This is a genomic window from Clostridium sp. AM43-3BH, from assembly GCF_003479985.1.
GTDB lineage: Bacteria > Bacillota > Clostridia > Lachnospirales > Lachnospiraceae > Otoolea > Otoolea fessa.
The window spans coordinates 187,977-208,713 of sequence record NZ_QUIH01000002.1 but is presented as its reverse complement, the minus strand read 5'-3'; the positions used below and the strand labels follow the sequence as shown (position 1 = coordinate 208,713).

Genomic DNA, 20,737 nt, shown 5'->3' with positions numbered 1-20,737 from the left:
AACTATGATCGTTTATTTGGTTTGCTATGCGGCTTCGCTGCTTCTGGCGCTTGGCCGCCATTATCTTTTATCCGGCGCAGGGCTTCTGGCGGCGGCGGTGTATCTGTATGCGTCAGACTATATCCGGAGTGGAAATCTTCTGCATCTGCGGGGGATTTTCGCTCTTTCCTTTGTAGGTGGACAGGGACTGGCGTGTATGAAGCTTAGTTATTTAAGTCAGGCATGGAGTGCGGGAACGTGGCTGGGACTTTTGGCGGCGTTTGCGGGCTTTTATCTGGCTTTTTATTATCTGGAAGCATTTTCCGGTGAGGCGTCCGTCCGCGTGGGCGGTCATTCCGGCGCGGTGCAGCGCCGGGGGTTGGAATCTTATGCCGGAACCGTCTTTTTCTGCGCGGTGGCGCTGGCGGCGCTATCGGCAGGCTGTTTCGCGATCGAGGCGGTCTATATGGGCTATATTCCGCTGCTGCTCCGGGGCGTTCCGCATGCTTATTCCTATTTCCATGTGACCGGGCTTCATTATCTGACGGTGTCCTGTGTGCTGGTTCCGGCGCTCTCTGTGATCTATTTTTGCATCGAGGGCGGTCGCAGCCGGGGACGGCTGGTATGTATGCTTCTGGCAGATGCAGCGGCGGTGGCGATTCCGCTTCTGTGCGTGTCGCGCTCCCAGCTTCTGTTTGCGGTACTGCTGGCATTGATTACCTACATACAGATGGAACACCAGCTGAATCCGATTTATGTTGTTTTTGCGCTGGCTGGGCTGATTGTGCTCTACATTCTGCTGACGATCGCGCGCAGCCATGATACTGCCTACTTGAATACGGTTTTTGAGATGAAACGGCACCTGCCGATTTTTGTGACGCAGCCGTATATCTATATTGCAAACAATTACGATAATTTCGACTGTCTGGTCAAGGGACTTGTGAAGCACAGCTGGGGCATGAAGATGCTGGCACCGTTCTGGACGCTGACGGGACTCAAGTTTCTGGTTCCGTCGTTGACGGCATTTCCGTATTATGTGACGAAGGAAGAGCTGACGACGCTGACGATGTTTTATGATGCGTACTACGATTTCGGCATAATTGGCGTGTTCATCTTTTCTGCCATATTAGGAGCGGCGGCGTATCTGCTGATGCGGATGATGCGCCAGGTGCAGAATCCGATTACCTATCTTCTGTACGCACAGTTTGCACTTTACATGCTCTTATCGTTTTTCACAACCTGGTTCAGCAATCCGTCCACATGGTTTTATTTCGCGGTGACAGCGGTTGTGACATTTCTGGTATCGCATAAGGTTGCAGGGCGGTAAAAATATATGGATTAAGATATAAAAGTGAAATAAAATCTGCTATAATAACAAAAAGACGACAATTCAGTAAGTTAAAGTGCTGCTTGTATACAGATAGAATTGCCGCATTGATCAGTTTTACAGAAAAGAGGGCAAGCCAATGATTTCAGAAAAAATGATACCGCTTATGAAAAATAACTCCGCCATCCGTATGATGTTTGAAGAGGGCAATAAGCTGGCGGCGAAATATGGACGTGAGAATGTGTTTGATTTCAGCCTTGGAAATCCGAGCGTACCGGCTCCGGCAGAGGTAAATCAGGCAATTCAGGATATCGTAAAGGAAGAAGATTCCCTGTTTGTACACGGATATATGTCCAACGCAGGCTATGAAGATGTGCGTGAGACGATCGCTCAGTCGTTAAACCGCCGGTTCGGCACCTCCTTTCACGCAGGCAACATCCTGATGACGGTCGGTGCGGCAAGTGGTTTGAATGTCATTTTAAAGACCCTGTTAAATCCAGGAGAGCAGGTCATTACCTTTGCACCATACTTTGTAGAGTATGGTTCCTATGTCCGCAACTATGACGGCGAGCTGGTGGTTGTATCTCCGAATACGGTGGATTTCCAGCCGAATCTCGTTGAATTTGAGGAAAAGATCAACGAAAAGACCAAGGCAGTGATCATCAACACCCCGAACAACCCGACCGGCGTTATTTATTCCGAGGAAACACTGCAGAAGATTGCAGCAATTCTGGAAAAGAAACAGAAGGAATTTGGTACATCGATCGTGCTTCTGTCCGATGAGCCGTATCGTGAGCTGGCTTACGACGGCGCGGTTGTACCGTATGTGACAAAATATTACCGCAATACAGTGGTTTGCTACTCTTACAGTAAGTCTCTGTCCCTTCCGGGCGAGCGTATCGGTTATCTGGTAATCCCGTCTGAGATGGATGAGAGCGCAAACGTATTCCAGGCGGCAACGATTGCGAACCGTGTTCTGGGCTGTGTCAATGCGCCATCCCTGATGCAGAGAGTCATCAAGCGCTGCGTAGATGCGAATGTGAATCTGGAAGCTTACGACCGCAACCGTAACCTGCTTTACAACGGATTGAAAGAGTGCGGATTTTCCTGCATCAAGCCGGAGGGCGCGTTCTACCTGTTTGTGAAATCTCCAGTGGAGAATGAGAAGGAATTCTGTGAGGTATGCAAACAGTACAATGTACTGGTAGTACCGGGAAGTTCATTCGCTTGCCCAGGTTATGTGCGCATTGCATACTGCGTATCATATGGACAGATCGAGAGATCGCTTCCGGCATTCAGAAAGATTGCGGAACACTATAATCTGGTATAGCGAAATTGTATCATCGTCTTGGAAAGGAAAAGGATGAGATGAAACGATGTTTTAGAATGATTCTGAATATTGTGATTCCGCTCCTTGGTTTATGTCTGGTCATCTTTTTAGGTCCCAGACTTCTGCATTTTTTCATGCCGTTTGTGGTCGGATGGATTCTGGCACTTTTAGCAAATCCGCTGGTGCGGTTTCTGGAACGGCGCGTGAAGCTGGTGCGGCGCCACGGCTCGATGCTGATCATTATTGCGGCGCTGGCGATTGTGATCGGTCTTTTTTACGGGGCGGGTCTTCTGGTTTACCGGGAAATGGGAAGTTTTCTGGCGGATGCACCGGAAATATATCAGAGTGTGATCGCTGAGATCGAGAATGCATTGCAGAATGGGCGCAAGCTTGCAGAATATTTTCCGCAGAATTTACAACCGCCGCTGCTGGCATTTTCGGATAATCTGGATGGTCTGTTTGGAAAACTGGTATCGCGGGCGGCGGAACCGACCGTGCAGATCGCCGGACATGTGGCGAAGAGTATTCCGAATCTTCTGGTAAATATGGTCATTATTATCCTGTCTTCGTACCTGTTTCTGGCGGACCGGGAGTCCATCATGCGGTGGCTGAAAGAGCATCTTCCGGCATTTGTATTCCGCTATATCGAGTATATGAAACGGGACGCAAAGGGACTGATTGGTGGATATTTTCTGGCACAATTCCGTATCATGTGTGTGGTGGCGCTGATTCTCGCGGCAGGATTTTTGGTGCTGGGTGTCCGCTACGGTGTCCTGTTGGCGTTTTTGACGGCGATTCTGGATTTTCTGCCGATCTTTGGAACGGGAACGGTGCTGTTCCCATGGGCGGTTGTGAAACTGTTTGCGGGGGAGTATGCGTATGCGACCGGGCTTATCCTGCTCTACATCCTGACGCAGGTCGTCCGTCAGATCATCCAGCCGAAGATCGTCGGGGAGTCGATGGGATTGCCGCCTCTGATGACGCTGTTTCTTTTGTATCTGGGATTTAAGCTGCGCGGGCTGACAGGCATGATTCTGGCGGTGCCGGTGGGGCTTGTCTTTATCAATTTTTATAAATATGGGGCGTTTGATTCGATGATCCGGAATTTCAGAATGCTGATGGAGTCGATTCAGAAATTCCGGAGGGAAGAATAGGGGGAAGTTTCCTTATTATATAGTAAAATTTTCTTGGTAATTTAATCTGGATAAATTATGCGGCGTATCGCGATATTTTTTCTTATATGCCCGGAGGAACGCAGCATAATTGCGGAATCCGGATTGATAGCAGGCTTCTGTGACGGGGGTGCCCCGGCGCAGGAGCTCGTTTGCGTTTTGGAGGCGTTTTTCAGTCAGGTATTCGGTAATGGTGTAGCCGGTTTCCTGGCGGAAGAGGCGCATCATGTGGTATTTGCTCATGTAAAAGCGGGCGGCGAGCTGGTCGATGGTGTGGTCTTCTTCTGGGTGTTCAGAGAGGTAGCGCATGAGTTCCAGGATTTTTTCGCCGGAAGGGGAGGTCGGAACGTATTCCCGATGGTTTTCGGAGGCGGCGCGATCAAGGTGTACCATAAATTCCAGGAATAATAAACGCAGAAGAAGCTCGGATCCATAACTGCTGCCACCAAGGGATTCAAAGTTAGCATTGTCTGTGCCATTGTCATTTGTACCACCTGCCTGATAGGCATTTTCCAGTCTTGACAGCGCCTCTAAGAGCGGCGTCATGGTAAGGGAACCGAGGCGCAGAACATCGGACTGCTGTTCTCTGGCAAGCTGGAAACAGAGGTCGAGCGCACAGTCAGCACAGGAGAATGCATCCAGGCATTCCGGCGACAGGTAGAGGATGATGCGCTCATATCGGCTTTTGTATGGCACGACCGGCTTGTGCAGGCAGTGCGCGCCGACGAGGACGATGTCGAGCGGACGGAGGTGGTAGGAACGGCCTTCCACGATGTAGTCTGCTTCGCCATTTAACAGGATCAGGACTTTGTGGAAATCATGATAGTGGTAGGCAACCGGTGTATCCATCTGCCCGCGCAGGTGGAAGAGGCGGAATTCGTGGTTGAGGTAGCCGCGTTTTTCGTAGGCGGGGGATTCGTGGGTGGTATTTTCTGACATAAGGGGACTCCTTTTTTGAGTGTATTGCAGGTTGATTGTTGCGGGAAATTATATCTTGTATAAATGCATTGAGTTTGTTGTTTTCCTCTGAGATAAATATGTTTTGAAACACAGATATTTCATTTCTTAGTTCATATTATATAGCATTATATGCAATATTTAAAGCATGATTCTTCTATTAAAAGCTGCTATATTTTCTTAAAATTGAAATTAAAGAAAGCATAGATGGAATATTATGAAAATGCAGACATATTCAAAATATAAATGGATATGCATGATAAAGTGATTTCGAGAACGGAAGTAGAATAGAAATCATTGATGAAAGGTAACTGTTCAGTAGGTCTGCGCATTTACTGCGCTGACCGTACGAAAACATGGGTCAGCAGGCAAAAATCCCATTGCCGTAGGCAATTTTAATGGATTTTTGCGCGTGACTGTGAAGGTACTGAACAGTTACGATGAAAGATTTTTATGGTATTGATTAAAAGGGGCAGGAGGTATCGCGATGAAACAGGTTGTGCTTGAAAAATATCACTGTATGGGAAATGATTACCTGGTGTTTGATCCAAATAAGAATGATTTGGAATTGAATGCGGAGAATATCAAGAAGATGTGCAGCCGTCATTTTGGCATCGGCGCGGATGGCATTCTGGCGGGCCCATATCTGGGGGAGAATGATTTTTATGTACGCATCTACAACGCGGACGGCAGCGAGGCGGAGAAGAGCGGCAACGGCATGGGTATTTTTGCAAAATATCTGCGGGACGCGGGATATGTGCAGAAAACGACGATCTCCTGGAAAACGCTGGGAGGCGAGGAGACAGTCTTTTATCTCAACGAGGATGCGACCCGTGTGAAAATTTCGATGGGACATCCGACGTTCTGGAGCGATGAGATTCCGGTGACCGGCGAGCGGCGGGAGATGGTAAACCAGACGATGGTATTTGGAAAGATTCCGTATGTCACGACTTGTCTTTCAATGGGAAATCCGCACTGTGTTATCTGGATGAATGAGATTTCGAAGGAAATGGTGTGCCGGATCGGCGAGCATTCGGAAACATCCGAATATTTCCCGGAAAAGGTCAATACGCAGATTTTAAATGTCCTTGACCGGACGAATATCCAGATCGAGATCTATGAGAGAGGCGTTGGATATACGCTGGCGTCCGGAAGCTGCGCCTGCGCGGCGGCGAGTGCGGCATACCGCCTGGGACTTGCCGATCCGCATATGTACGTCCATATGCCGGGTGGCACGCTGGAAGTGGAAATCAAGGAGGACGGCATGGTTTACATGGTCGGCGAGGTCGGCTATGTGGGACATATCCAGTTGGGAAATGAATTGAGCGAACAGCTGCGGATTAAATAAAAAAGTATTTGACAGAAAAATATCGGACTGCTATATTTTATTTATAAAAATTGTGAAAAGAATGACAGGGGCATTCTCACACAGCAAAACGATCATAAACGTATGCTTGAAATTTTTGGGGCTGTATAGGCAGGAAAATTTTGGGCGTATATGAAAAGAGGGCGAGGGGGCTGACTGGAAACAGAGACAGCTGCCTCGTTTTTTATAGGAGGAAATGGCGATGGGAGAGAATACGAACCGATCCGAACCTTTTTTTGATGAAGATGTTGATTTGGTAAAGCTGCAGTTTACCGATATTTTTGGACAGTGCAAAATGGTCCAGATGACGCGGGGGCAGGCGGAAAAAGCGATGAAAGAGGGGTATGCAATCAACCGGTTTGCGCTCGGCGGCTTACAGAAAGCTGGGATCGAGGGCGCGGCGGCGCCGGAGTATCTGACGGACCAGAGCGAGAGTGTGGAATTGTACTTGAAGCCGGATGCATCAACGTATCAGGTTCTTCCGTGGGATTCCGGGCAGGAAAATGTAGCGCGCGTGATCTGCCAGGTCTGCAATGCGGATGGGACGCCGTCCTGGACGGATTCGCGTCATATTTTACAGGAAACGGTAAAACGTGCCGAGAAGATGGGACTGGACTTTGATTTTGATTTCCAGTGTGAGTTTTATCTGTTTCACACGGATGATGATGGGAGACCGACGACGGTGACGCATGAGGTTGCCGGGTATTATGACGCGGGACCGATCGATTTGGCAGAGGGCGTCCGCCGGGACATGGTTCTGAGCCTGGAGGAAGCAGGATTTGCGGTCGAGAGCACGCATCATGGTCTGACTGCCGGACAGCACAGCTTCGTCCTTCCGGCGCGCCGGGGCATTGAGGCAGCAGATTATTTACAGACGTTCAAGGCGGCGGTCAAACGGATTGCGAAACGCCATGGTCTGCATGCGACTTTTATGCCGAAGCCAAACATGAGCGGCGACGGATCGGGGCTTCATGTGGGCGTGTCGATCTCTTCCAGACGGGGCGCCGAGGCGATGGCGCAGGCGAAGCAGTTTGCGGCAGGCGTGCTTAAAAATCTGAGCGATATGATGATTTTCACGAATCCGACCGTCAATTCATACAAACGTCTGGCGGCAGAGCGGAGCACGGTGTTCCAGCCGGAGTTCCCGGCGGCTGTGTGGGAAAAAGGAAGTGAAAAGGCAGTTCATGTGAAGGAAGACCGGAACGGACGTATTTCCGTGGAAGTGCAGTTCCCGGATCCGTCTGCGAATCCGTATCTGGCGCTGACGGCGATCCTGGCAGCAGGACTGGAAGGAATCGAGAAGGCGCTGGTGCTGGATGAAGAAGCGGGCGATGAGAATGCGCCGCGGTTCCCGGAGACATTGGGGATATTGCTCCAGAAGCTGGATCAGAATGAATTTGCACACCGTGTATTTGGGGAAAAGTTCTGCCGGATGTACGGCGAGGGCAAGAAAGAGGAGTGGGAACGCTTCTGTGCCTATGTGACGGATTGGGAGACAGCGGAATATCTGTATCGTTGTTAGGGGGTACGAAATCGCAGTGAGGTGAGACCACGTGGGAAACATCATAGTAGCATTTTCGAAGCCGCAGGACGGACGAAATATTAGAAATATACTCGTAAAACATGGAATACAGGTCACAGCCTCCTGCACATCGGGCGCGCAGGTTTTAGCGTTAACCGATGATTTGCGAAGCGGGATTGTGGTGAGCGGCTACCGGTTTGGTGATATGACCTGCCGGCAGCTTGCCGACCAGCTGCCGCCGGGATTTGATTTGCTTCTCATTGCTTCCCCGAGCCGGTGGAGCGGCGAAGCGATGGGAAGGATTGTCTGCCTGCCGGCGCCGTTTAAAATGGGAGATTTAGTTTCGACGGTCCGCATGATTGAGCAGACGCAGGCGGAAAAAAGACGGCGGATGCGCCGCCAGCCGCCGCAGAAGCGCAGGGAAGAGGATCAGAAAGCGATCGACACCGCAAAGGCTATTTTGATGGAGCGGAACCGGATGACGGAGCCGGAGGCGCACAAATATCTGCAGAAATGCAGCATGGACAGCCAGGTCAGCCTTATTGAGGCGGCACAAATGGTAATCAGTCTTTACAAAATGGCGTAAGATCCTTTACAATAGGATCAAAAAGGCAGAAGGAGCAGCAAAAACGATGAAATTTACAAAAATGCAGGGACTTGGCAATGATTATGTCTATGTCAACTGTTTTGAAGAAACGGTAAACGATCCGGAGAAGCTGGCGATTGCCGTCAGTGACCGCCATTTTGGAATTGGTTCCGACGGATTGATTCTGATTACCCCATCCGAGGTGGCAGACTGCCGCATGGAAATGTACAATCTGGACGGTTCCCGCGGCGCGATGTGCGGCAACGGCATCCGCTGTGTGGGAAAATATGCGTATGACCACCATATCGTGGACAAGCCGCAGATTTCTGTTGAGACATTGTCCGGGATTAAATATCTGGATATGAAGGTTGAAAATGGCAAAGTAACGGCGGTCACCGTCGATATGGGAGAGCCGGAGCAGACTTCCGAGCTTCCGGAGAAGATCGAGGTAGATGGAACGGAATACGAATTTACCGGAATTTCCATGGGAAATCCGCACGCCGTTCTGTTTATGGATGAGATTGATTCCCTGGAACTGGAGACGATCGGACCGAAATTCGAGTTTCATAAGCGTTTCCCGGACCGTACCAACACCGAGTTTGTCAAGGTCATTGACCGCACACACGTAAAAATGCGTGTCTGGGAGCGCGGATCCGGCGAAACGATGGCATGTGGAACAGGTGCCTGCGCGGTTGCCGTTGCATCTATTCTGGCAGGGCATACGGAGGATGAGGTTGAGGTCGAGCTGCTGGGCGGCTGCCTGCAGATCCGCTGGGATCGCGAGAAAAACCGCGTGTTCATGACTGGACCGGCGGTGGAAGTGTTTAGCGGGGAGTATGAGGGATAATTAAACAGGAAACTTTGGGACTTCTTTCACATATGGTAGTAGTACAACGATATGTGAGAGGAGTCTTTTCTTTTGGAAGAAAAAAAGAAAGTGATGATAGATGCCGGGCACGGCGGAACGAAAGATCCGGGAGCAGTATTTGAGGATCGGATGGAAAAGGACGATACCCTGCGTCTGGCGCTGGCAGTAGGGAGGATTCTCGAGGAAAATGGGGTGAATGCCGTCTACACGCGGTCAACGGACGTCTATGACACGCCCTACCAGAAAGCAGAGATGGGAAATGAGGCGGGCGCGGACTATTTTGTTTCCCTGCACCGCAATGCGGCGAGTGAGCCGGGAAAAGGTTCGGGCGTCATGACGCTGGTGTACAAGACAGGCAGGGAATCAGAACAGCTGGCGGATTCAATCCAAAGAGAGCTGGCGCGCACCGGATATGTGGATCTCGGCGTGATCGAGCGGCCGGATTTGATTGTGCTGCGGAAAACGCAGATGCCGGCGGTTCTGGTTGAAGCCGGATTTATCGACAATCCGGAGGATAACAAGCGGTTTGACGCGCAGTTTGACGAAATTGCGGCGGCGGTTGCATCTGGGATTCTAAATGTAATCGATGACGACATGGATCGCCGTCCGGTGGAAGAGAGCGACTATTATTACCAGATCCAGACGGGGGCGTACCGCATCCGATCGCTGGCAGAGCAGCAGTTAGAAGAACTGCGCCGTATGGGATTCCCTGCATTTCTGGTGTACGATGGGACGTATTTCAAGCTTCGGGTCGGTGCGTTTAAAAATCTTGACAACGCTGTGCGGATGGAACAGGAACTGAGGAAGGCGGGATTTCCGACGGTGCTTTTGTATGAGAGGGAGGTGAAGTAGGGGAGAAAAGCTGAAAAACAGGCACTATCTGAAAATAAGAATAGAATGACTTATTTGATTGATTTTTACTATGCTTTTTGTAAAAATGAATGGAAAAAATCCCCTCATTATGGTATGCTGAAGATAGAAAGCAACATGCATTTTCTTGTAGATAAAGGGAGGGGTTTGGTATGTCAGAGAAGAAAAAAATTATCATCACGATTGCGAGGCAGTATGGAAGCGGCGGTGCGGATACGGGTAAAAAGTTGGCGGAAGATCTGGGGATCAGTTTTTATGATAAGAACATTCTCCGTATGAACTCAGATGAGAGCGGTATCAAAGAGAGCTATTTCCATCTGGCAGACGAGAAGGCGGGCAACCGGCTTTTATACAAGATTATCAATACATTGACACCGGAAAAGGGCGCACCGTCGTTCGGTTCCGATCTCATTTCAGCCGACAATCTGTTCCGCTTCCAGTCGGAAGTGATCCGGAAGCTGGCGGCGGAGGAATCCTGCGTCATCATCGGTCGCTGCGCGGATTACGTGCTGGATGGCACCGAGGGACTGATCCGCGTGTTCCTCTACGCGGATATTAAAGTGCGTGAGGAGCGCGTGCGTGAGCGGAATCTCTACGCGGACAAAGACGTTCTCAAAAATATCCACCGGATCGACCGGGAACGTCGCGATTATAATCGTTATTATGCAGGGCGCGACTGGGAGAAACCGGAGAATTACGACCTTTTGATCAATACGACGCAGATTGGTGTGGACGGGGCAGTTCAGTTGATTAAGGATTATTTAAAAATGAGGGGGCTTTTGTAAGGGAAAAAGAATGACTTCCACTTGCAATTCAATATAGTATCGTGTAAAATGGCACATGCAGCCGGGCGAATACGAGAGTGTTTGGACGGCTGTATGTGCTGTTTTGCTATTATTACAAGTAAGGGGAAAATATGAAATATCAAAATGATATTGACAAAATGAATACGAACCGGAATTTATTTCTGATGTCGCTGCCGATTTTCGTGGAGCTGTTATTGCAGCTTTTGGTCGGAAACGTCGATCAGATGATGGTAAGCCGGGTGTCGCAGCCCTCGGTGGCGGCGATTGTCAATGCGAACCAGATCATGAACCTGGTGATTATCGTGCTGAGCATGGCATCGACGGCGGTTACTGTGATTTTGTCCCAGTATCTGGGCGCGCAGGATGAAAAAAATGCATCCCGGACCTGCATGGTCTCGATCGTGCTGATCGGCGGCGTCAGTCTTGCGGCAACGATTCTGGTTTTTGCCGGGCACACGCCGCTTTACCGGGCGATCCATGTGCCGGAGGAAGTTTTTGATGAGGCGTCGCTGTATCTGCTGATTGTCGGCGCATTTATTCTGGTGCAGGGACTTTATCTGACCTTCTCAGCGATGATCCGCGCATTTGCCATGGTAAAGGAAGTCATGATTATATCAGTTATCATGAATGCCATGAATATTGTGGGAAATGCGATTTTAATCAACGGCTGGTTCGGAATGCCGCAGCTTGGGGCGGTCGGAGCGGCGATCTCGACGGATATCAGTAAGTTAGTTGGTCTGGCATTGATGATCGGAATGTTTTTCAAGAGCCACCGCGTCAAAATGGGAATGAGTTATCTGCGTCCATTTCCGGTGCAGATTTTAAAAAATCTCTGCCTGTTGGCAATTCCGACGGGGGTCGAAAGTTTTTCGTACAATCTCTCCCAGATGATGATTCTGGGAATTGTTAATTCCTTTGGCACTCTGGTTACTGTAACCAAGGGATATTGTACGATTTTTGCCAATATTGATTATGTTTATGCGATGGCGATCGCGACGGCAACCCAGATTGTGCTGGGCTACCTGATCGGAGCGCGCCGTCTGAATGATATACAGAAACGAGTGAATGCGACATTGAAGGTTGCGATTGCGGCGTGTGTCGGGATGGCGGTGCTGATGTGCCTGGGGGGTAAATACATTTTCCTGATTTTCACAGACAACCCGGAGATCATTGCGCTTGGACGGAGGATTCTGGTGATTGAGATTGTGCTGGAGATCGGGCGCGCGGTCAACATTGTTATGACCAAATGCCTGATTGCGGTCGGCGATGTCCTGACCCCGACCACGGTCGGAATCACCTTCCAGTGGGTCGTAGCTGCCGCCGGCTCCTGGTTGCTCGGCAGCAAGCTCGGCTGGGGGCTGGAAGGCGTCTGGATTGCAATGGCAGCTGATGAATGCGTGCGCGGACTCATTTACGCGGTGCATTTTAAGAAAGAACGTTGGAAGAAGAATTTTAAGGGCGTGAAGACGGAAGCAGAGTTGGGAGAGGCGTAGAAGATAAGCGAAGAAAGAAAGTGTGAGAAAAAATGAAAGAAACAGGATGGAAGAAGACGGCAGGGAATGGTTCTGATGGAAAAAGAACGGAAGGAAAGAAATCGTTTGGCCGGGGGGAGAAAACAACTGGATTTTCCAAGAATAGTGCAAAAGTGGGAGTCAATGGGGAAAAACAGGGAAAAGCTGCTCGTAAAGTGTCTGGAGTTGAGGATAAATGGGGCACACATGGGGACAGGAAACGAAATGTAGGGGAAAAAGACGGTCAGGAAACGGTTCGTGGTGGACAGCGTGGAAAAACAAAATGTCCGATTTACCGTGAGTGCGGTGGCTGTCAGTATCTCCATTTAACCTATGATCAGCAGTTAAAAGAAAAACAGAAGCGCATGGAAGAACTGCTGGGCGGTGTCTGTCCGGTTCGTCCGATCATTGGAATGGAAGAGCCGTATCATTACCGCAATAAAGTTCATGCGGTATTTGGATTGGATCGGAAAAATAATCCAATTTCTGGCATTTACAAAGAGGGGACACATCGGATTCTTCCGGTGGATTCCTGTCTGATTGAGGATCAGAAAGCAGACGAGATCATCGTGACGATCCGGAGTATGCTTCGTTCGTTCAAGATTCGTGTTTTTGATGAGGACACCGGATACGGTCTGCTGCGTCATGTATTGATTCGCCGCGGCTTCACAACCGGCGAGATTCTGGTCGTTTTGGTGACAGCATCCCCGGTATTCCCGTCGAAGAACAATTTCGTCAAGGCGCTTCGTGAAAAGCACCCGGAAATTACTACGATTGTCCAGAATATCAACGGCAGAAGCACCAGTATGGTACTGGGGGACAAAGAACATGTACTGTATGGAAAAGGATATATCGAAGATGAACTCTGCGGACTCCGGTTCCGTATTTCGTCCCGTTCCTTCTATCAGATTAACTCAGTTCAGACTGAGAAGCTGTACGGAAAAGCGATGGAACTGGCAGGACTTACAGGCAAGGAGACGGTACTGGATGCTTATTGCGGTATTGGTACGATCGGTCTCATTGCCAGCAAACACGCGGGCAAAGTTATCGGCGTAGAGTTAAATCAGGATGCAGTGCGGGATGCAGTGCAGAATGCGAAGAAGAACGGCATCACCAATGCACAGTTCTTCTGCAATGACGCAGGCCGGTTCATGTCTCATATGGCAGCCCGCAGCGAGAGCGCCGACGTCGTTTTCATGGATCCGCCGAGAAGCGGAAGTACCGAAGAATTTATCGACGCGGTAGCCCTTATGCAGCCGAAACGTGTCGTCTACATTTCCTGTGGTCCGGATACATTGGCACGCGATTTGAAAGTATTCGCAAAGCACGGTTATCGGGCGAAAGAAGCATGGCCGGTGGATTTGTTTGGGTGGACGGGGCATGTGGAGACGGTATGTTTATTGTCCAAACTTCACGAGGCGAAGCATCATGTGAATGTGAGACTGGATATGGACGAATTGGATTTGACATCTGCGGAGAGTAAAGCTACCTATGAGGAAATTAAGGAGTATGTCTTTGAACATACCGGCTTGAAGGTCAGTCACCTCTATATAGCCCAGGTCAAACAAAAATACGGTATTATCGAGCGTGAGAACTATAACAAACCAAAGTCTGAAAATGTCAGACAGCCGAAATGCCCACCAGAAAAGGAATCGGCTATCATAGATGCGTTGAGATATTTTGGAATGATATAAACTATTGTTGTTTTTGTGCTTTTCTATACAAATTTATTGTTTTTCTGTATAATTAATTGAAACACAAACAAAAGATTATCACGATAAGTATACTTGCTTTTCAAAATTTACAGATAGAAAGAAGGAGAAGAATGTCTTTTGAAGCGAAAGATTATCCTATTAGTGACATTCTAAATAAAGTTGTTTTTGATATTCCTCGAAATCAGCGCAGATATGTTTGGAAAAAATCCAGTTGGCAAGATCTTTTTGAAGATGTATTGTTTTCAATAACAGAAGAGAAGCCTCATTTTATTGGAAGTATCGTTTTGAAAAAGGGTTCCAAAAAAGATGGACTATCTTATTATACAATTATTGACGGTCAGCAAAGACTAACAACTATTACGTTGTTTCTGGTTGCAATTATGAAACACTTTCATGAAAATGATATGATGGATGATTTTTGGGGAACAGTTTCGTATCTTCAGTCAAAGGATAATCGAAATCAAGATATGGTTATTCTTAATTCAGAATTTCATACGTCAATTAGTCATATCATTGCTGGTATGATTAATATCAAAGATCCTAAAATGTCAATTACTGCTTTTGTTGATACACATATTCTGTCTAAATCAAGAGATAAGAATATTGGTGATGCTATAAAATTTTTCTACTTTTCTATTAAGGAAGATTTAGAATTAGTAAAAGATAGTCAAGAGAGACTTAGAGATATACGAGCAACACTTTTAGATATGACGGCTGTTAAAATAGAATCATCATCTGAGGAAGATTCGTACACTATTTTTGAGATATTAAACGCTAGAGGACAGGATTTGGCATCACATGAGTTGTTAAAAAATTATATTATGCGATATATTCAACCTGTTGAACTACGTGACGAGGCAAAAACGAAATGGGAGGATATGGAAAGAGTCCTTGGATCATCCATTGATAAGTTTGTACGGCACTATGCAATTCATCGTTATGGAGACATACGAGATAAATATAATTCACCATACCAAGCTATTCAAAAAAACAGTCGTGGGAAACAAGTTGCGGATTTGTATAATGATATTAAGTTAAAATCAGAATACTATGAAAAGCTAATACATCCAAGCAATGGAAGGGAAGGAAATTGTAGTTCCACTGAATTTGAGATTTTTGACTTTTTTAGAGTGAAAAGATTTGAACAATTTAGACCGATCCTACTTAGCTTAATGCATCAAAAAGAAAAGGAAATTCTTGATGCAAAGAAATATGAGCTTACTCTAAAATATATTTATAATTTTTTTGTGTGTTATACAATTATTGGAGAAGAAAAATCCAATAAATTAGAAGATGTGGTGTTTAAGTATTCAAAGCTCCTTGAAGAGAATTATTCTGATGAGGTATTACAGGAATTTTCCACTGACCTAAAAGGAAAATTACCGGGCTATGAGTGGTTTTTAAATGCTTTTAAAAATATTGGTTGGTCTAAACATTTTGGTCTTTATACAGGAGATAAAAACAAAAAACGTGTTCAAGTGGTTCTTGAAGTGATTGAAAAGTTTGTCTCTCAAAGAAATGAAGTCTCTGAGTTTTCTATAGAGCATATGCTTCCGGATGCTGAAGATATAAAAAATTCTCAGATAGGTAATTTAATTCCTCTAGAAGAGAAATTAAATGGAAATCTCGGCAAGAAACCGTTAAGCGAAAAATGGGATGTATATGAAAAATCTACATTTTTTTCTTGTCGGGGTGTTGTAAAACAGTATAAAAGTAAAAGTTTTGATCCGCAAAAGAGGACAGAATTCTTAGCTAAACTTATATTTAATAATGTTTTGGAATTAAATCAGTTTGATTTTTCAAAGGATTAATAACGATGTATCACGTTTGTTAACTAAGCGTTCAGCTGCCTTGAAATTGATATGAACAGGGGCACGATCAGCTGGATTCGGAGAAAAATCGAATACAGGAGACCAGCTATGAAAAGTCAAGCTTAAATTAGCTAGAAATTAATAAATCCTTTTCGTGGTAAAAATGGGTAACCTTAATAAGGCTCCCTGGTGGGCGCTTTTAAACAAATCTATCTCTTTGTCAAAGTGTCCATGCGAGTTCACTTTGAGAAGATGAGCCAGATGAGTCATAGCATAGAAGCAATAGTTTCCGGTGTTGGTGCGTCCTTGAGAAGCGCATAGACAGATTTTTGATGCAGACCTGATTTGAAGAAATACTGCAATTCAGGGAATATCTCATCCACATAAGAAGTCAGCTGAATCTTTAAGTGACGGGGGGGCGGACAAAAATGTGGAGGACGCATCTACGCTTGATACATTTTCACTTGAGATGTTTGAGAACATCGCTTATGTGATGGCAAAGCATGCAGATGCCAATATTCCGGATACGCCAGAAGAATGGTTAGATGGATTTAATACGTTCTCAATCTATCAGGTTCTTCCACAGCTCATTGAGCTCTGGGGGTTAAACGTTCAGACGGATGTAAGTGCTAAAAAAACTTCGTCCAACAGATCGCTCGATGACAACACCTTTATTTTTGCTTCGTTGCGTACAGATGGGGATTAGTATCCGAGACCTGGATTTGCTTACCATTGGCCTCGTGAATGATATGTATGCTGAAAACAGCAACGATGATTATAAAGGATATATGGAAGTGGCGACTCAGGAGGACTTCGACAAATTTTAATGAACTGGTAGCTTTTGGAGTATGAACAATTTGTAAAATACTGATTTTGTATTGCTTTTGTCCGGACAAATGGATGTAATAGAGTTAGAAAAAATTCGAAAGGGGTGTTTACTATGGCAACAAAATCAGCAAATTTATACGCACGCATTGAGCCCGATGTAAAAGAACAGGCAGAAGGAATCTTAGCAGCATTAGGAATTCCTGCATCCAATGCAATAAATATGTTTTACAAACAAATTATTCTTCAAAGAGGACTTCCTTTTGAAGTGAAAATGCCATCCGCTCGTCCTGTAGACGTTAGTGCATTATCAGAAGCACAGGTGAATGCAGAACTAGAGAAAGGATATGCGGATATGCAGGCTGGTCATACTAGAGCAGCAAAATCTGTTTTTGCTGATATCCGCAAGGATTACAATTTATGATTTATGATATCGTGATTTCAGATCAGGCCGAGATAGACCATCGTGGAATCTTCGAATACATTGCTTTTGAACTGTAGGCACCAGAAAATGCAAGTGGTCAGTTTGATAGGCTTGAAGCATGTATTATGGATCTTGATCATATGCCGAAGAGATATCGACAATATGAATTGAAACCATGGAAAAGTCGAGGGCTACGTGTAGCGCCAGTAGACAATTATCTTGTTCTATATATTCCGGATGATGATACACAAGTGGTTACGATTATCCGTGTTATGTACGGTGGACGAGATGTGAATACGCAATTAAACAGATTTACAAAAACAAAATAATTTGAAAGCATTAATCAGAAATGGTTGGTGCTTTTTTCATGCCTGGAGAAATCTGCGCTTTTTTTATGCCAATTTTTACGGAAAGAGCAGAGCAGGCAAACACAGCTCTTGCAAATGGCGATATTTCTCAGGAACAGTATGACGCACTTCAAAGAGAAATCATTGAGACAGAGCAGGATTTAAAGAAATTAGAAACACAGGCAAATCAGTCAGCTACAGCCATGCAGAAGATTGCAGCTACTGGTGAGAAGCTTAAGACTACAGGAGATAATATTTCGAGTGCCGGTCAGAAGCTCCTACCGGTGACTGCAGCAGTTACTGGTATGGGAGCTGCTTCTCTTAAAACGGCAGCGGATTTTGAAAGTTCGATGTCCCAGGTACAGGCGACAATGGGTATCACGAAAGACTCCATGTCTACCGTTGATGGCCAAAGCGTCAATACGATGATGACGATTGTTCCTAAAATTTCCGGAGCAATTACAGCAGTAAAAAAGATGCTTTGCGATAATTCTGAACTGGAAGCCAAGCGTGATGCCCTGCAGGAAGAAATCGCTGTGACGGTGATATTCAAAGACGGCACTGAAATGAAAGCAGAATAAGGTATGAAGCAGATACGACACTCGGGATTTATGTCCTGGGTGTTTTTGCTATGTGTACAAAGTGCAAATTTCGAGATGAGTAGATTGAAGTGAAAGCAAAGATGTGTTATAATATTATCCGATTAGTGTTATTTTACAAATTTCAGATGAGGTGATACGAATGCTGAAAAATAATATAGAAGTAGATGTAAAAATCAAGTGTATAGAAGCTGGAAAAACACAGGCACAGCTGGGAGAGATGATTGGTTCAACAGGACAATATGTAAATCGTATCATCAAAAAGGGCGATGGCGTTATTAATAAAACTTTTGTAGAGATGCTGGATGCTCTCGGTTATGATATTCAGCTCACATATGTAAAAAAGGAGGAGGCATAATCAATGGCATATGAGTCACCATTAACGATAGCAGAAGTCGTGAAGGATATTTGTGCTAATAAATATGTTCTCCCGTCAATTCAAAGAGAATTTGTATGGAGTACCGCACAAATTGAGAGACTTTTTGACAGTGTAATGCAAGACTATTGTTTTATCTTTTGGAGATACAAACGATGAGAGAATTGAAGAAGCAGTACTCTGATATTAATTCAAGAATGCCTCGGCATTCTTGCTGCGAGGTGCGCGTCATGCAATTGCATGACATACTTCTACTGCGCACCTCTGCAATCCTGCCGGAGGCTATATCAGCTGGGGGATTGACTCCCCCACTGATACAAGCTTGTTTCTCACCACCTATAGAGGTGGGAGTCATCTCCCAGCTGATATATATAGTTAATAAAGAGAGGTGCATATGCTATGCCAGGTATACTCGTGGTTGAAGATGATGAAAATTTAAATCGTGGAATTACATTTTCACTGAAAAAATCCGGATATGAGGTTTTTTCAGCAGAATCAGTGAAAAAAGCGAAAAGAATTGCAAGTGATAATAATGTGGATGTTACCATTTGTGATGTGAATCTTCCGGATGGGAATGGACTGGAATTTGTAAGGTGGATGAGATGCAATTATAATACATACATTATTTGTCTTACAGCACTAGATCAGGAGATGGATCAGGTCATGGGATATGAAGCAGGGGCAGATGATTATATTACAAAGCCGTTTAGTCTTTCGGTACTTCTTTTGAAAATAGAAGCACATTTCCGCCGAAGACAGGAGAAAACGGAAGCCGGAAAGATGATTTCGGGAGATATCGTATTTATCGCAGGAGAAATGAAAGTCCTGATAAAGAGTCGTGAAATCAGTCTGACAAAAACGGAGTTGAAAATGCTGACTTTTTTTCTTCAGAATCCGAAACAGATTCTTTCAAAAACACAAATATTGGAAAATGTGTTTGATCTGGAAGGGGATTTTGTGGATGAAAATACAATCGCTGTCAATATCAGAAGACTCCGTGAGAAAATCGAAGACAATCCGGCTGCACCGGTCTATATAAAGAATATCAGAGGTCTTGGGTATATATGGAATCAGGAGGTAAGGCAGTGACAAAGAGATATCGCAAGAAAATTACAGTAGTGCTCTCCTTGGTATTACCTGTCATAGTATTGTTTGCAATATTAAATTGCTTTACCACGTATGTGTTTTATGAAGATTATAAATATAAAATGAATCTTATGACAGAGATTGCTGCAAAGGAAAAATTTTCCGGGCTGGATGCTGTTTCGGAATTGCTTAAGGATAAGGATATTGAAACCAACGAACAGGGAAGGCGATTATTGGAGCAATATGGATACTGGGGGAATAAAGGGAATGCATTTTATTCGCAATTCCGGCATCAGGTTATGGTGACCGGTGCTGTAAGCACTGTGATATGCGTGCTTCTTTTGATTATTTTATTTTATTGGAAGAAGACAGAAGATGCGTGTCATCAGAAAATATTAGACCAGTTGGAAGAAATTCTGATCAGATTCCGTGAAAATAAATTTGATGATTTACTGAAAACGGAAAATCATGCAGAACTGGAAAAATTGAATGACCAGCTTGAAGCAATCGGACATCATATTCAGTTGATAAAGGAAGAAGCAAGGGCAGAAAAGGAGAACACGAAAGAAATGGTTTCTGATATTTCTCACCAGTTAAAAACACCGGTTGCAGCTTTGGATACATGTTTTAGTGTGCTGATGCAGAATGACTTAAGTGCCACAGAACAGGAGGAGTTTCGTATCCGTTGTCGGAGTGCTCTGGATGGACTGGAGACATTATTGCAGTCGCTTCTTGAAATATCCAAGATGGAAACTGGACTGATTCAGATTAATAAGAAAAAACTTCCGCTTATGGATACTGTCATATCTGCTGTGAACCGCACTTATCCTAAAGCGGATGAGAAAGAAATTGAATTCGTTTTTGACTATGAAAAAGAGCTGGAAACATGCACGATTATGCAGGATAAAAGGTGGCTTGGTGAAGCTGTGATCAACGTTCTGGATAATGCGGTCAAGTACAGTCCGTGTGGTTCAAAAATATTTATCCGGTTACAAAAAAGAAACGATCTTGTAAGAATGGAAATTGAGGATCAGGGAATTGGTATTCCGCAGAATGAGTATCACAAAATTTTTCAACGATTTTACAGAGGAAGTTCCAAGGAGGTCATGGAAAAGAGTGGTACAGGAATCGGACTTTTTCTATCGAGAGAAATTATCGAAAAACACGCAGGTACGATTACGGTAACCTCCGGCAAAAAGAAAAAAGGAAGCATGTTTGTGATTCAATTACCATATGATTAGCGCCTATTAGGAAAACACA

The 20,737-nt window shown here is 45.6% G+C and carries 19 protein-coding genes and 2 pseudogenes; 20 read left to right on the top strand and 1 reads right to left on the bottom strand.

From position 1 onward, the window contains the following. Positions 1-4 precede the first annotated feature (4 nt). From DW931_RS04345 to ytvI, 3 genes are all read left to right on the top strand, one after another. Positions 5-1,306 (top strand): O-antigen polymerase, encoded by a 1,302-nt coding sequence (locus DW931_RS04345; RefSeq protein WP_118467080.1) that lies wholly within the window; start codon positions 5-7, stop codon positions 1,304-1,306. Positions 1,307-1,445: 139 nt separating this feature from the next. After that, positions 1,446-2,636: a pyridoxal phosphate-dependent aminotransferase gene (locus DW931_RS04340; protein ID WP_107001247.1), complete on the top strand. Its 1,191-nt coding sequence runs from the start codon at positions 1,446-1,448 to the stop codon at positions 2,634-2,636. 56 nt (positions 2,637-2,692) lie between these two features. Continuing rightward, a complete protein-coding gene (gene ytvI / locus DW931_RS04335; RefSeq protein ID WP_227589618.1) occupies positions 2,693-3,790 on the top strand; it encodes a sporulation integral membrane protein YtvI in 1,098 nt (365 codons plus the stop codon). A 15-nt stretch (positions 3,791-3,805) separates the two neighbouring features. Here the strand turns inward: ytvI and DW931_RS04330 are convergent, their stop codons facing one another. Then, positions 3,806-4,747 carry an AraC family transcriptional regulator gene (locus tag DW931_RS04330; RefSeq protein ID WP_118467084.1) on the bottom strand — a complete coding sequence of 314 codons (942 nt, stop codon included), beginning with the start codon at positions 4,745-4,747 and terminating at the stop codon, positions 3,806-3,808. Between the two features lie 505 nt (positions 4,748-5,252). Between DW931_RS04330 and dapF (DW931_RS04325) the strand changes: the two genes are divergently transcribed. The 17 genes and pseudogenes from dapF (DW931_RS04325) to DW931_RS04240 all read left to right on the top strand — a co-directional run bounded on the left by dapF (DW931_RS04325) (position 5,253) and on the right by DW931_RS04240 (position 20,718). Further along, the gene (dapF, locus tag DW931_RS04325; protein ID WP_022358537.1) at positions 5,253-6,113 is read left to right on the top strand and encodes a diaminopimelate epimerase; all 861 of its coding nucleotides are present in this window, start codon (positions 5,253-5,255) and stop codon (positions 6,111-6,113) included. A gap of 220 nt (positions 6,114-6,333) precedes the next feature. Then, positions 6,334-7,653, top strand: coding sequence for a glutamine synthetase family protein (locus DW931_RS04320; protein ID WP_118467086.1), 1,320 nt, complete (start codon positions 6,334-6,336; stop codon positions 7,651-7,653). 31 nt (positions 7,654-7,684) lie between these two features. Further along, positions 7,685-8,239 carry an ANTAR domain-containing protein gene (locus DW931_RS04315; protein ID WP_022358539.1) on the top strand — a complete coding sequence of 185 codons (555 nt, stop codon included), beginning with the start codon at positions 7,685-7,687 and terminating at the stop codon, positions 8,237-8,239. 46 nt (positions 8,240-8,285) lie between these two features. Then, complete coding sequence (gene dapF, locus DW931_RS04310; protein ID WP_118482003.1) at positions 8,286-9,086, top strand: diaminopimelate epimerase; 801 nt, start codon at positions 8,286-8,288, stop codon at positions 9,084-9,086. A gap of 72 nt (positions 9,087-9,158) precedes the next feature. Continuing rightward, on the top strand, positions 9,159-9,959 hold the full coding sequence (locus DW931_RS04305) for an N-acetylmuramoyl-L-alanine amidase (RefSeq protein ID WP_118482004.1): 801 nt from the start codon (positions 9,159-9,161) through the stop codon (positions 9,957-9,959). 170 nt (positions 9,960-10,129) lie between these two features. Beyond that, positions 10,130-10,762 carry a cytidylate kinase-like family protein gene (locus tag DW931_RS04300; RefSeq protein ID WP_022358543.1) on the top strand — a complete coding sequence of 211 codons (633 nt, stop codon included), beginning with the start codon at positions 10,130-10,132 and terminating at the stop codon, positions 10,760-10,762. Between the two features lie 131 nt (positions 10,763-10,893). After that, entirely contained in the window at positions 10,894-12,276 is a 1,383-nt protein-coding gene (locus DW931_RS04295; protein ID WP_118482005.1) for an MATE family efflux transporter, read from the top strand. 32 nt (positions 12,277-12,308) lie between these two features. Further along, a complete protein-coding gene (rlmD, locus tag DW931_RS04290; RefSeq protein WP_118482006.1) occupies positions 12,309-13,988 on the top strand; it encodes a 23S rRNA (uracil(1939)-C(5))-methyltransferase RlmD in 1,680 nt (559 codons plus the stop codon). 131 nt (positions 13,989-14,119) lie between these two features. After that, entirely contained in the window at positions 14,120-15,820 is a 1,701-nt protein-coding gene (locus DW931_RS04285) for a DUF262 domain-containing protein (protein ID WP_118482007.1), read from the top strand. 433 nt (positions 15,821-16,253) lie between these two features. After that, a pseudogene (locus tag DW931_RS04275) lies at positions 16,254-16,526 on the top strand (hypothetical protein); the annotation flags it as partial. 234 nt (positions 16,527-16,760) lie between these two features. After that, complete coding sequence (locus DW931_RS04270; RefSeq protein WP_118467149.1) at positions 16,761-17,069, top strand: type II toxin-antitoxin system RelB/DinJ family antitoxin; 309 nt, start codon at positions 16,761-16,763, stop codon at positions 17,067-17,069. Between the two features lie 101 nt (positions 17,070-17,170). Then, positions 17,171-17,398 (top strand): annotated as a pseudogene (locus DW931_RS04265) (type II toxin-antitoxin system RelE/ParE family toxin); the annotation flags it as partial. Positions 17,399-17,418: 20 nt separating this feature from the next. Beyond that, positions 17,419-17,997: a hypothetical protein gene (locus DW931_RS04260; RefSeq protein WP_338126563.1), complete on the top strand. Its 579-nt coding sequence runs from the start codon at positions 17,419-17,421 to the stop codon at positions 17,995-17,997. Positions 17,998-18,157: 160 nt separating this feature from the next. Beyond that, a complete protein-coding gene (locus DW931_RS04255) occupies positions 18,158-18,373 on the top strand; it encodes a helix-turn-helix transcriptional regulator (RefSeq protein ID WP_055166464.1) in 216 nt (71 codons plus the stop codon). 3 nt (positions 18,374-18,376) lie between these two features. Beyond that, entirely contained in the window at positions 18,377-18,550 is a 174-nt protein-coding gene (locus DW931_RS04250; RefSeq protein ID WP_227589609.1) for a DUF262 domain-containing protein, read from the top strand. Between the two features lie 240 nt (positions 18,551-18,790). Further along, positions 18,791-19,480, top strand: coding sequence for a response regulator transcription factor (locus DW931_RS04245; protein ID WP_008120506.1), 690 nt, complete (start codon positions 18,791-18,793; stop codon positions 19,478-19,480). Next, a complete protein-coding gene (locus tag DW931_RS04240) occupies positions 19,456-20,718 on the top strand; it encodes a HAMP domain-containing sensor histidine kinase (protein WP_118482009.1) in 1,263 nt (420 codons plus the stop codon). The genes DW931_RS04245 and DW931_RS04240 overlap by 25 nt, the downstream gene beginning before the upstream one ends. Positions 20,719-20,737: the final 19 nt, after the last annotated feature.